At 63.4% G+C, this 12,835-nt stretch carries 10 protein-coding genes and 2 pseudogenes; 9 read left to right on the top strand and 3 right to left on the bottom strand.

Translation table 11 applies throughout. From position 1 onward, the window contains the following. Position 1 precedes the first annotated feature (1 nt). On the bottom strand, positions 2 to 922 hold the full coding sequence (locus tag CLU85_RS16305; RefSeq protein ID WP_100411174.1) for a MoxR family ATPase: 921 nt from the start codon (positions 920 to 922) through the stop codon (positions 2 to 4). Positions 923 to 964: 42 nt separating this feature from the next. Here CLU85_RS16305 and CLU85_RS16300 point away from each other — a divergent pair, with 42 nt between their 5' ends. The 8 genes from CLU85_RS16300 (at position 965) to CLU85_RS16265 (ending at position 10,442) form a co-directional block, all read left to right on the top strand. After that, a complete protein-coding gene (locus tag CLU85_RS16300; protein WP_198509276.1) occupies positions 965 to 1,918 on the top strand; it encodes a histone deacetylase family protein in 954 nt (317 codons plus the stop codon). 91 nt (positions 1,919 to 2,009) lie between these two features. Then, positions 2,010 to 2,798 (top strand): enoyl-CoA hydratase, encoded by a 789-nt coding sequence (locus CLU85_RS16295; protein ID WP_100411172.1) that lies wholly within the window; start codon positions 2,010 to 2,012, stop codon positions 2,796 to 2,798. A gap of 11 nt (positions 2,799 to 2,809) precedes the next feature. Then, entirely contained in the window at positions 2,810 to 4,147 is a 1,338-nt protein-coding gene (locus CLU85_RS16290; RefSeq protein ID WP_100411171.1) for a mechanosensitive ion channel family protein, read from the top strand. A 226-nt stretch (positions 4,148 to 4,373) separates the two neighbouring features. Further along, positions 4,374 to 5,129 carry an electron transfer flavoprotein subunit beta/FixA family protein gene (locus tag CLU85_RS16285; protein WP_100411170.1) on the top strand — a complete coding sequence of 252 codons (756 nt, stop codon included), beginning with the start codon at positions 4,374 to 4,376 and terminating at the stop codon, positions 5,127 to 5,129. Position 5,130: 1 nt separating this feature from the next. Then, entirely contained in the window at positions 5,131 to 6,075 is a 945-nt protein-coding gene (locus tag CLU85_RS16280) for an electron transfer flavoprotein subunit alpha/FixB family protein (protein ID WP_100411169.1), read from the top strand. 84 nt (positions 6,076 to 6,159) lie between these two features. Beyond that, complete coding sequence (locus CLU85_RS16275; protein WP_100411168.1) at positions 6,160 to 7,950, top strand: acyl-CoA dehydrogenase; 1,791 nt, start codon at positions 6,160 to 6,162, stop codon at positions 7,948 to 7,950. A 143-nt stretch (positions 7,951 to 8,093) separates the two neighbouring features. After that, complete coding sequence (locus CLU85_RS16270; RefSeq protein WP_100411167.1) at positions 8,094 to 9,047, top strand: nitronate monooxygenase family protein; 954 nt, start codon at positions 8,094 to 8,096, stop codon at positions 9,045 to 9,047. Positions 9,048 to 9,308: 261 nt separating this feature from the next. Then, positions 9,309 to 10,442, top strand: coding sequence for an ABC transporter substrate-binding protein (locus tag CLU85_RS16265; RefSeq protein ID WP_100412596.1), 1,134 nt, complete (start codon positions 9,309 to 9,311; stop codon positions 10,440 to 10,442). 169 nt (positions 10,443 to 10,611) lie between these two features. Here CLU85_RS16265 and CLU85_RS23040 read toward each other — a convergent pair. Both CLU85_RS23040 and CLU85_RS16255 read right to left on the bottom strand, forming a co-directional pair. Continuing rightward, a pseudogene (locus CLU85_RS23040) lies at positions 10,612 to 10,798 on the bottom strand (cytochrome ubiquinol oxidase subunit I); the annotation flags it as partial. Positions 10,799 to 10,802: 4 nt separating this feature from the next. Then, a pseudogene (locus tag CLU85_RS16255) lies at positions 10,803 to 11,384 on the bottom strand (GbsR/MarR family transcriptional regulator). 196 nt (positions 11,385 to 11,580) lie between these two features. Between CLU85_RS16255 and CLU85_RS16250 the strand changes: the two are divergent. Further along, complete coding sequence (locus CLU85_RS16250; protein WP_100411166.1) at positions 11,581 to 12,708, top strand: acyltransferase; 1,128 nt, start codon at positions 11,581 to 11,583, stop codon at positions 12,706 to 12,708. Positions 12,709 to 12,835: the final 127 nt, after the last annotated feature.

Raw genomic sequence — 12,835 nt, 5'->3', positions numbered from 1 at the left:
GTCAGGGCAGCGGGACGGCTTCCACCATGGCGCGCACCTGCTCTACCGCGCCGCGTCCGGCATCGCCCACAGGCACCAGGCGGTGGGCGATGGTCTGGGGCAGCACGGCCTGCACGTCGTCAGGCGCCACATAGTCGCGTCCACTGATGAGCGCCTGGGCCTTGGCCGCACGCAGCATCGCAATGCCCGCGCGGGGCGACAGGCCTTGCAGGAACCAGCGGCCCGAGCGCGTAGCGGCGATCAGATCCTGCACATAGTTGAGCAGCGGGTCGGCCGTGTGCACCGCCTGCACCTGGCGCTGCAGCTCGGTCAGTTCGTCGCCGGACAGCAGGGGCAGCAAGCTGCTCACCATGTCGCGCCGGTCGGCACCCGCCAAAAGCAAACGCTCGGCGGCGCGGTCGGGATAACCGATGGAGATGCGCATCAAAAAGCGGTCGAGCTGTGACTCGGGCAGCGCAAACGTGCCCAGCTGGTCGTGCGGGTTCTGGGTGGCGATCACAAAAAAGGGATGTGGCAGGGCGCGGGTTTCGCCTTCCACCGACACCTGTTTTTCCTCCATGGCTTCGAGCAGCGCGCTTTGTGTCTTGGGGCTGGCGCGGTTGATTTCGTCGGCCAGCAGCACCTGGGCAAACACCGGGCCGGGGTGGAACACGAAGGCCTCTTTGCCACGTTCATACACCGACACGCCGGTCAGGTCGCTGGGCATCAGGTCGGCAGTGAACTGGACGCGTGAAAACTGCAGGCCAAAGGTGTGCGAGAGCGCGTGCGCCAGCGTGGTTTTGCCCACGCCCGGCACGTCTTCGATGAGCAGATGGCCCCCCGCCAGCAGGCAGGCCACGCAGTCCTGGACCTGGGCCTTTTTGCCCACGATCACCGTGTTAAGCTGATCCAGAAGCGATTTGATCTTGTGCTGTGCATTCATGGCATGACGTTATCCGAAAAATACGAGACACGGGGATTGACTGTGAGCAAGACGGGCTATTTCACCCACCGGGATTGTTGGAAGCACGAGATGGGCCCGGGGCACCCCGAATGTCCTGAGCGGCTGGATGCCATTGAAGACCGCTTGCTGGTCACCGGCGTGGGCGACGCGCTGGAGCGCTACGAGGCCCCCGAGGCCTCGCTGGCCGACATCGAATTGGCCCACGGGCGCATGCACATCGCTGCCTTGCGCGGCCTGTCTGACCGGCTCAATGAGGAGCTGATGGCGGGTGGCCCCAACTATGCGCAGATCGACACCGACACCTCCATCAACGCCCACACCTGGAAAGCCTCGCTGCGAGCCGCCGGGGCTGCGCTGGCGGCCACCGATGCCGTGATGGCGGGTGAGGTCGAAAACGCGTTCTGCGCGGTGCGTCCCCCTGGGCACCATGCCTGCCGTGACAAGGCCATGGGTTTTTGTTTCTTCAACAACGTGGCCGTGGCGGCCAAGTACGCGCTACAGCGCTACAACCTGCAGCGTGTGGCGGTGGTGGACTTTGACGTGCACCACGGCAATGGCACCGAGGACATCCTGGCCAATGACCCGCGTGCGCTGATGGTCAGCATCTTCCAGCACCCGTTCTACCCGTACAGCGGCGACCACGAGCCTGCCCCCAACATGGTGAATGTGCCGGTGCCGGCATACACCCGCGGCATGGACATCCGCGAGATCATCGAGATGATGTGGATGCCCCGGCTGGAGGCCTTCAAGCCGGAGATGATTTTTGTGAGCGCGGGTTTTGATGGCCACCGCGAGGACGATATGGGCCAGTTGGGTCTGACCGAGCAGGACTACACCTGGATCACCCACCGCGTGAAGGACGTGGCCCGTCGTTATTCCAAGGGCCGCATCGTGTCGTGCCTGGAAGGCGGCTACGTGATGGGCCCGCTGGCGCGCAGCGTGGAGGCGCACCTGCGCGTCCTGGCGGACTTGTGACCATCCCCCTGAGCCGCTGTGCGGAATCCGCTGATTGGGCGTGCGCCAGTTGTATTCTTCGCGTCCCGTCAAGCGAGGAGAGGAAATCGACATGACAACGCATTCCATGGATCTTCTGCAGATCACCCGCGACCCGCGCGGGGTGGTGACTTTGACCTTGAACGATCCTGCACGTTTCAACGCCTTGGGCAGCGAGATGCTCTCTGCGCTGCAGCAGGCGTTGGAGGCGGCAGGCAGCGACGAGTCGGTGCGCGTGGTGGTGCTGGCTGCGGCGGGCAAAGCGTTTTGCGCGGGGCACAACCTCAAGGACATGGCTGCCAACCCCGAGCTGGCTTACTACCAGAAGCTGTTTGCCCAATGCAGCCGCATGATGCTGACCATCCACAAACTGCCAGTGCCCGTGATTGCGCGTGTGCAGGGCATGGCCACAGCGGCAGGTTGCCAGCTGGTGGCGCAGTGTGATCTGGCTGTAGCGGCTGACAGCGCCAGTTTTGCCACCAGTGGCATTCACTATGGTTTGTTCTGCGCGACGCCCAGCGTGCCGCTGGTGCGCAACGTGCCGGCCAAGCGGGCGATGGAGATGCTGCTGACCGGCGATTTCATCGACGCCCCCACCGCGCTGGCACAAGGACTGGTGAACCGCGTGGTGTCCGCCGACGCGCTGGACGCCGAGGTCGAAAAGCTGGTGCAGTCCATCCTGCAAAAGCCCCGTGTGGCGGTGGCCATGGGCAAGGCGCTGGTGTATCAGCAGCGCGAGCTGGGCATGGAGGCTGCCTACCAACTGGCGGGCCAGGCCATGGCCACCAACATGATGGATGAGGCTGCGCAGGAAGGTGCGCGCGCCTTTGCTGAAAAACGCCAGCCCAGCTGGAAGCGCTGAGGACCTGCGTGATGGACAAACCGATGCTGGACGATGTGGGCCTGTGGTTACAGGCCTTTCTGAGCCCGACGGTGCTGGTGGAACTGGCCACTTTGGTGGGGTGTGTGGCGCTGGCCTGGGCGCTGGTTTCCCTGTTGCAGCGGGGCCTGCACCGGGGCGATCCACGCTCCATCCTGTTCGGGGTGCGGATCGTGGACGGTGCGCTGTTCCCGCTGGTACTCCTGGGCCTGGCCTACGTGGCGCGCACGCTGCTGCACCATTGGTTGCCGTTGGCCGTCTTCAAGGTGGCGATTCCGGTGTTGGTGGCGCTGGTGGTGATTCGCATTGGCGTGAAAGTGCTGCAGGTGGCTTACCCCCAGGCAGCCTGGGTGCGGCCCATCGAGCGCTCTATCTCCTGGCTGGCCTGGCTGGGCATGGTGCTGTGGGTCACCGGGCTTTTGCCACTGGTGCTCGATGAGCTGGACCAGATCCACTGGAAGGTCGGGGGCACCACACTGTCGGTGCGCACCATGATCGAAGGTGCTTTGACGGCCGCTGCCGTGCTGCTGGTGGCGTTGTGGATTTCTGCGGCCATCGAGTCGCGCCTCCTGCGCTCGGCCACCGGGGCCGAGCTATCGCTGCGCAAGGCCGTGAGCAATGCTGTGCGGGCGCTGCTGATTTTTGTGGGGCTCATCATGGCCCTGTCGGCGGTGGGCATCGACCTGACGGCGCTGTCGGTGTTGGGCGGTGCCGTGGGCGTGGGTATTGGTTTTGGGCTGCAGAAACTGGCGTCCAACTACGTGAGTGGTTTTGTCATTTTGGCCGAGCGCAGCATGCGAATTGGTGACAACGTGCGCGTGGACAACTTCGAGGGGCGCATCACCAATATCAACGCCCGCTACACCGTGGTGCGATCGTCCACGGGCCGCGAGTCCATCGTACCCAATGAGATGTTGATCACCCAGCGGGTCGAAAACCTGTCGCTGGCTGACCCCAGGGTGTGGTTGTCCACCGTGGTCAGCGTGGCTTATGAAAGCGATGTGGATCTGGTGACGCGCCTGCTTGCCGACGCTGCGCTGGCCAGCACCCGGGTGTTGCGAGAGCCCGCACCCAGCGTAGCGCTGTCGGCGTTTGGTGCCGATGGGCTGGAGTTCACCGTGGGTTTCTGGATTGCCGACCCCGAAAATGGCGCGCTGGGCCTGCGCTCTGAGATCAACTGCGCCATCCTGAGCGCACTGCGGGCCCATCGGATCGAAATTCCCTACCCGCAGCGGGTCATGCATGTCCAGGTGGATGGGGCGCTTCCCGCCGCGATGTCGCCCAGTACGTCGCCTGCTACGCCAGCCTCGGCCCCGGTTGCGCCAGCGTGAGCGGTTCCGTTGGTGCCGACCCCGCGGGCGCCGGGTATCGCACGCGACAGCAAATTCTGGACACCGACCTGGCGCACTCGCCTATAATTCACAAAAAGCACGATCGTTCTTTTTTGCAATCATGAGGTCTGTGTCCCGGCCCCGTAGCGCTTTCGTTGCAGTGCGACATAGAATGTTCTAGTTTACGTAAACGTCAATTCAACCAACTCTATTAGGAGCCGCAGCAATGAAGGTCTTGGTCCCTGTCAAGCGCGTGGTGGACTACAACGTGAAGGTCCGAGTGAAGTCGGACAACACGGGTGTGGACATCGCCAACGTGAAGATGAGCATGAACCCCTTTGACGAAATCGCCGTTGAAGAGGCCGTGCGCCTGAAAGAAAAAGGCCTGGTGACCGAAGTCATCGCTGTCTCCTGCGGCGTCACGCAGTGCCAGGAAACCCTGCGCACCGCCATGGCCATTGGTGCCGATCGTGCCATTCTGGTTGAAACCCCAGCCGACCTGGACCTGCAGCCCCTGGCCGTGGCCAAACTGCTCAAGGCCCTGGTGGACAAGGAACAACCCGGCCTCGTCATCCTGGGCAAACAAGCCATTGACGACGACGCCAACCAGGTCGGCCAGATGCTGGCCGCTTTGGCGGACCTGCCCCAGGCCACCAACGCCAGCAAGGTGGACCTGGCGGCCGACAAGGTCAGCGTGACCCGTGAAATCGACGGCGGCTTGGAAACCCTGGCCCTGTCGCTGCCCGCCGTCATCACCACCGACCTGCGCCTGAACGAGCCCCGCTACGTCACCTTGCCCAACATCATGAAGGCCAAGAAAAAGCAGCTCGATATCGTCAAACCCGAAGACCTCGGTGTGGACGTAGCCCCCCGCCTCAAGACCCTGAAGGTGGCCGAGCCCGCCAAGCGCGGCGCAGGCATCAAGGTGGCCGACGTGGCCGCCCTGGTCGAGAAACTCAAGAACGAAGCGAAGGTGATCTGACATGTCGGTACTCGTTATTGCTGAACACGACAACGCCTCCATCAAGGGCGCAACCCTCAACACCGTGACGGCCGCTGTGGCCTGCGGTGGTGACGTACACGTGCTGGTGGCAGGCCACAACGCGGGCGCCGCCGCCGCTGCCGCTGCCCAGATCGCCGGTGTCGCCAAGGTCATCCACGCCGACGCCACCGGCCTGGCCCATGGCCTGGCAGAAAACGTGGCTGCGCAAGTCCTGGCACTTCAGGGAAATGCGGCCAGCAACTACAGCCACATCCTGTTCCCTGCCACCGCCGGCGGCAAGAACGTGGCCCCCCGCGTGGCTGCCAAGCTCGACGTGGCCCAGATCAGCGACATCACCAAAGTGGTGGCCGCCGACACCTTCGAGCGCCCCATCTACGCTGGCAACGCCATCGCCACCGTGCAAAGCGCAGACAGCGTGAAGGTCATCACCGTGCGCGCCACCGGCTTTGATGCCGCAGCAGCCACCGGTGGTGGTGCCGCCGTCGAAACAGCCGCCGCAACGGCCGACGCAGGCAAGAGCAGCTATGTGGGCAGCGAAATCGCCAAGAACGACCGCCCCGAACTGACCGCCGCCAAGATCATCGTCTCTGGTGGCCGGGCGCTGGGCAGCAAGGAAAAGTTTGACGAAGTCATGACCCCGCTGGCCGACAAGCTGGGCGCCGCCATTGGTGCCAGCCGCGCAGCGGTGGACGCGGGCTACGCCCCCAACGACCTGCAAGTGGGCCAGACCGGCAAGATCGTGGCGCCCCAGTTGTACGTGGCTGCCGGTATCTCGGGCGCCATCCAGCACTTGGCCGGGATGAAGGACTCCAAGGTGATCGTGGCGATCAACAAGGACCCTGAGGCACCGATCTTCTCGGTGGCTGACTATGGGCTGGAGGCGGATCTGTTCACGGCCGTGCCTGAACTGGTCAAGGCGCTGTAAGGCGGCCTGACGGTATCAACGCCCCAAAAGGCATCGCTTGCGATGCCTTTTTTTTGACAATTTTTCGTGTTCCCGGAGACTTTCATGAGCTACACCGCCCCCGTCAAGGACATGCTGTTCGACATCGAGCACCTGGCCAACATCGAACAGATCGCCCAAATCCCCGGCTTTGAAGACGCGGGCCTGGACACGGCCGCTGCCGTGCTGGAAGAATGCGCCAAGTTCAACGAGGGCGTGCTGGCTCCGCTCAATTTCGAGGGCGACAAGAACCCTTCCAGCTGGAAAGACGGTGTGGTCACCACCACCCCCGGTTTCAAGGACGCCTTTCACCAATACGGGCAAGGCGGCTGGCAAGGCCTGCAGCACCCCGCCGACTTCGGCGGGCAAGGCCTGCCCAAGACCATTGGCGCGGCCTGCATCGAGATGACCAACAGCGCCAACATGAGCTTTGCGCTGTGCCCGCTGCTGACCGATGGCGCCATCGAGGCGCTGCTCACGGCGGGCAGTGATGAACTCAAGGCCACCTACCTCGAGAAGCTGGTGACCGGCGAGTGGACTGGCACCATGAATCTGACCGAGCCCCAGGCGGGGTCGGACCTGGCCCTGGTGCGCACGCGCGCCGAGCCGCAACCTGACGGCTCCTACAAGGTGTTTGGCACCAAGATCTTCATCACCTATGGCGAGCACGATATGGCCGAGAACATCGTCCACCTCGTGCTGGCACGGGTGGCGGGCGCGCCCGAAGGCGTGAAGGGCATCAGTCTGTTTGTGGTGCCCAAGTTCATGGTGAACCAGGACGGCACCCTGGGCGCACGCAACGACGCCCACTGCGTGAGCATCGAGCACAAGCTGGGCATCAAGGCCAGCCCCACGGCCGTGTTGCAGTTTGGCGACCACGGCGGTGCTGTGGGCTTCCTCGTGGGCCAGGAGAATCGGGGCCTCGAATACATGTTCATCATGATGAACGCCGCCCGCTACGCCGTGGGCATGCAGGGCATTGCGATCTCCGAGCGCGCCTACCAAAAGGCCGTGCAGTACGCCAAGGACCGCGTGCAAAGCCGCCCCGTGGACGGCTCCATTGCCGCCAGCGCCGCCATCATTCACCACCCCGACGTGAAGCGCATGCTCATGACCATGCGCGCCACTGTGGAAGGCTGCCGCGCCATGGCTACCGTGGCCGCTGCTGCGTTTGACGCCGCCCACCACCACCCCGACGCCGAGACACGCAAGCAGAACCAGGCGTTCTACGAATTCATGGTGCCGCTGGTCAAGGGCTACAGCACCGAGACCAGCCTGGAAGTGACCAGCCTGGGCGTGCAGGTGCATGGCGGCATGGGTTTCATTGAGGAAACCGGTGCGGCCCAGTATTACCGCGACGCCAAGATCCTGACCATCTACGAAGGCACCACCGCCATCCAGGCCAACGACCTCGTGGGCCGCAAGACGGCGCGCGATGGTGGTCAGACCGCCAAGGGCATCGCCGCGCAGATCGAGAAGACCGAGGCCGACCTGCTGACCAGCGGCACGCCCGCAGCCCTGTCTGTGGCCAAGCGCCTCACGGCCGCACGCAAGGCGTTGCTCGATGTGATCGACTTTGTGGCCGGTGGCACCAAGGCCCAGCCCAACGCCGTGTTTGCGGGCAGCGTGCCTTACCTGATGCTGGCGGGCAACGTGGTGGCGGGCTGGCAGCTGGCGCGCAGCCTGCTGGTGGCGCAGGACCTGTTGCACAAGGGACAGGACGAAGCCTTCATGCGCGCAAAAATCACCACGGCCCAGTTTTATGCGGACCACATTCTGGTGAAGGCCCCTGGCCTGCGCGACAGCATTGTGGAAGGCGCGGCCAGCGTGACCGAGCTGGCGCTGGAATCCTTCTGAAGCGGACCATCCCCGCCCGTTGAGGAGTGAGACAAGGCCTGCACAGGGTGCAGCCTTTACTATAAAAATAATAGCTGCTGGCGCTTGCAGAATAAGCGCTAGAGGGCTATTTCAATCAAAACCTGTTTCTGGAAGTTGTTGCCATGTCCAAACTGCCTCCCGTGTTGCAAAACCTGTCGCTGCCCGTCATCGGCTCGCCGCTGTTCATCATCAGCAACCCCAAGCTCGTGATCGAGCAGTGCAAGGCCGGTGTGGTGGGTTCCATGCCCGCGCTCAACGCCCGCCCCGCCGAGCTGCTCGACGAATGGCTGGCCGAGATCACCGAAACCCTGGCGGCCTACAACAAGGCCAACCCTGACAAGCCTGCAGCCCCCTTTGCCATCAACCAGATCGTGCACAAGAGCAACGACCGGCTGGACCACGACATGCAGGTCTGCGCCAAGTACAAGGTGCCGATCATCATCACCAGCCTGGGCGCCCGCGAAGACGTGAACCAGGCCGTGCATGCCTGGGGCGGTATCGTGCTGCACGACATCATCAACAACAAGTTTGCGCACAAGGCGATTGAAAAGGGCGCTGACGGCCTGATCGCCGTGGCAGCCGGTGCGGGCGGCCACGCGGGCGTGAAGAGCCCGTTTGCGCTGATCCAGGAAATCCGCCAGTGGTTTGACGGCCCCATCGCGTTGAGTGGCTCGATCGCCAGCGGCGATGCGGTGCTGGCCGCACAGGCCATGGGCGCCGATTTTGGCTACATCGGCTCGGCCTTTATCGCCACGCACGAGGCACGTGCCAGCGATGGCTACAAGCAGGCGATTGTGGATGGCAACTCTGACGACATCGTCTACAGCAACCTGTTTACCGGCGTGCACGGCAACTACCTGGCGCCGTCGATCCGTGCTGCGGGCATGGACCCCGACAACCTGCCCGAATCTGACCCCAGCAAGATGAACTTTGGCGGCGACGCTAAGAAGGCCTGGAAAGACATCTGGGGCTGTGGCCAGGGCATTGGTGCCATCAATGCAGTGACGAGCACGGCTGAGATGGTGGCCAAGCTGCGCAGCGAATACGAAGCGGCCCGCGCACGTCTGAAGCTCTGATGTTGCGCTGACCTTGTTTGGCCTCCGGTGGCTGTCCGCTTCCAGGGGGGCGGCGGCGGGGCGGAAGGCAGGTTGATTCGCCCGCAGTGTGTCTGGTACGCACCGCGGGCGAAGCTGTTTTTGGGGCGCTCAAGGCAAGGGCAAACCCCCATGAGTGGCCCCCGTTGACTGCAGATAATGGTGATGAACAATAACCAAAAGCACGCGCTTTTTGTTGTTTTGGTGGTTCGGTCAGCACATTTTTTGCAAGGTGGGTGCGTGATGTTTCGTTCTTTGGTGGTGCTGCTGGTCGCCCTGCTCACTGGTAGCTGGGGCTATGCCCGCAATGAGGGCGTGACCAACGACGAAATTCGCTTGGGGGCGTCGGCGGTGCTGTCGGGGCCGCTGGGGCCTCAGACGGCCCAATATGGCGAGGGCTCGCGGCTCCTGTTTGATGCCGTGAACGCGCAGGGCGGTGTGCATGGCCGCATGATCCGCTACACCACGCTCGACGACGCTTTCGACTCCCCGAAGGCCTTGGAGAACACGCGCCAGCTGCTGGAGACCGACAAGGTCTTCATGATCTACAACAGCACCGGGACAGCGCAGACGGCCGCCATTTTGCCGCTGATCAAGGAGCACCGTACGCTGTTGTTTGGCCCGGTCACCGGGGCCACGATGTTTCGCGACACCCTCAATCCTTACGTCTTTCATGTGCGTGCGGGCTACGCCAGCGAAGCCAGCAAGATCGTCTCGCAGTTGCGCCAGCAGGGCATGAGCCGCGTGGCCGTGTTCTACCAGGACGATGGCTTGGGCAAGACCTTGCTGGCCGAACTCAAGAAAGCCTCCGAAGAGGAAAAACTGGCCTTCGTGGCAGAAATCAAGCTAGACCCCAAGCAGCCCGATTTTGCCGCAGCAGCCCGGGCCACCGAGGCCGCCCAGCCCCAGGCGGTGATTGTGGCGGCTGCAGGAACCACGTTCACGAGCTACGTCAAGGCGGTGCAGTCAACGGCCGCAAGGCCTGCGCACTACGGTTTTTCGGTCGCCAGCGTGGACGTGATCCAGCGCGAACTCAAGGACAAGGCGCGCGGCATCATCCTGGCGCAGATCATGCCCTCGTTGCGCAGCACCACCGTGCCCGTTGTGGCCGAATACCTGGCCCTGCTGCGCGCCAAGTCGCCGGGTGCCCCACCTTCGGCCTCGCAGTTTGAAGGGTTTGTGCATGCGCGGCTGTTGGTCGAGGGCCTGCGCCGCACGGGGCGCAACCTGACCACGGAATCCTTCATCAAGACGATGGAGGATGCTGGCGAAATATCCTTCGGGCGCTTCAACGTCAAATACTCGCCAAAGAGCCACAACGGCTCTACCTATGTGGAGCTGGCCATCGTGGATGCGGAGGGCAGCTTGAGGTATTGAGCGGATTGATCACAGTCCGTACGCCAGCTCCCGTGCCTTGCCCCAGAACACCCGGTACATGAAGATGGTGGAGGCGATGATCGCAGGCAGTGTGGTGGCCACGCCGATGCCGATCACCGCCAGCGATTCTGTGGCGCTGGCGGCCTTGCTGTACGGACAGGCGGTCAGGCGCGAACACCTTGGTCCAGAAGGTGTCAGCCTGCCCCCAGCCCACTGCGGCCGGCGTGCCGCGCGTGGCCCGGTGGCGCAGACGAAAGAACACCAGAAACCAGCACAGCGCAATCGTGATGGTGGGAAACAGGATGTGAAAGCTGATGTTGGCCGCGAACTGGACGCGCGAGCATGAAGCCGTCCATGGCGTCAGACCCCTTTGTCCTTGGGCGTGCCGCCTTTGCCGGTCAGCCGGTCTTTGAACTCCAGCACCCGGGTCACGGCCGTGCCCATTCCCATCAGTTGCAGGGCGGTTTCGGGGGCCAGGCGCTGCACGTCGTCGAACCAGGTCATCAGCCGGTCGATGAGTTCGTGCATCTCGCGCATGCGCTCCTGGGCGTGGCGCTCTTCGTCTGAACTGGGTTCTTCGAGCAGCGCCATGCGCAGCATCGACAGGGTGGGCTCGATCTCGCGGCGGCGGCGCTCCTCAACCAGCACGCGAAAGATTTCCCACACATCCTTGGGCGCTTCGAAGTATTCGCGCCGGTCGCCGTGTTGGTGGCTGAGCTTGACGAGACGCCAGGCCTGCAAACTCCTTGAGCCCCATGCTCACGTTGGAGCGAGAGAACTCCAGCGTCTCGGCGATCTCGTCGGCATTGACCGGGCGCGGCGACAGAAATATGAGCGCATACATCTGGCCCACGGTGCGATGGATGCCGCAGCGGCTGCCATTCCACCGAAATGGGCCACAAACTGGCGGTTCAGGGGAGGAAGTGTTGTGACCCAGGTCATGGAGGCGTATTGCGCCTTGGTTTCCTGAATTTTCAGTAAATACTGAAAATTCAGGAAATACAAGAACTCCTCTGCGGCACCGCATTGACATGGTGGAGACACGAAGGGCATGCAAAAAAACCGCCGAAAGAGGACAATACCGGGTTTGCCCCAGGGTTCAGCTGCACCCTGGCCGGTTGATTCCACCCAGAACAACATGTCTTCTTCCACCTCCCGCATGCCACTGATCGACATGGTCAAGGGCATGGCGTGCGCCGCCATCGTCGGGCACCACCTGGCCTTTTACGGCCCGATGTCGGACATCGCCCATCCTCTGGCCCCTGTGCTGATGGCTTGGCTGTATGACTACGGGCGGATGGCCGTGCAGGTGTTTCTGGTGCTGGGCGGCTACTTGGCGGCAGCCAGCCTGGCGCCGCAAGGGCTGGCGCGTTTTGACCATGCGGGCAATGCCATCGCCAAACGGTTCGTGCGGCTGGTCGTGCCTTATGCCGTGGCGCTGCTGCTCTCGGTGGTGGTGTCGGCCCTGGTGCGGCCGTGGATGGAACACCCTTCGGTCCCCGAGCAGCCCACCCTGTCCCAATTGCTGGCCAATGCCTTGCTGCTGCAGGACATCGTGGGTGAAGACGCCTTGTCGGCCGGGGTCTGGTACGTGGCCATCGACTTTCAGTTGTTTGCGCTGGGCGTGTTGTTGCTGGCGGGCGTCAAGGCGCTGCGTGGAGCAGGGGCGCGGGGGCAGGCTGACCGACTGGCCCAGGGGCTCGTGGTGGCGGGTACTGCGGCGTCGTTGTGGGTGTTCAATCGCATGGGTACGCTCGACATGTGGGCGCTGTATTTCTTTGGCTCCTACGGTCTGGGCATGATCGCCCACTGGGCCGTGCGGGCACCCCAGGGGCGCCAGGCACAGGGCTGGCTCGCTGTCATGGTGTTGCTGGGAGGGGTTGCGCTGGCCCTGGATTTTCGCGGCCGGATTGTCGTGTCCACGGTCACTGCGCTGTGTCTGGTGCTGGCCTTGCGCTCCGAGCGCGTGCGCTCATGGAGCGGGTTTGCGCCGCTGGTGCAATTGGGACAAATGTCCTACTCGGTCTTTCTGGTGCACTTTTCGGTGTGTCTGCTTGTCAATGCAGTGGTCAGCCATCTCTGGCCAGATTCGCCCGTGCTCAACGCGCTGGGCATGGTGTTGGCCTTTGTGTTGTCACTTGCCGCCGGGCGGGTGTTGTACCTGCGGGTGGAGCGCCATGTGCCCTCATGGACCACGGCCCTGCGCTGGCAACTGGGGCTGGTGGGTGCGGGCATGCTGGTGGCGGTGTCAAGCCACTGGGCTTGATGCCTCGCAGCCTCTAGCAATACAGAACGCTGCGCCTGCGCTCGTCGAAGCGCGGCAGACGGCGTTGACAGGCTCCGCCTGATCGGGGTGGGAGGGCAGGGCGCGGATCCGCGCACCCCCCCATGGT

Origin of the sequence: Acidovorax sp. 69 (assembly GCF_002797445.1) — a bacterium.
Classification (GTDB): domain Bacteria; phylum Pseudomonadota; class Gammaproteobacteria; order Burkholderiales; family Burkholderiaceae_C; genus Acidovorax.
This window is presented reverse-complemented; position numbering and strand designations above follow the sequence as displayed.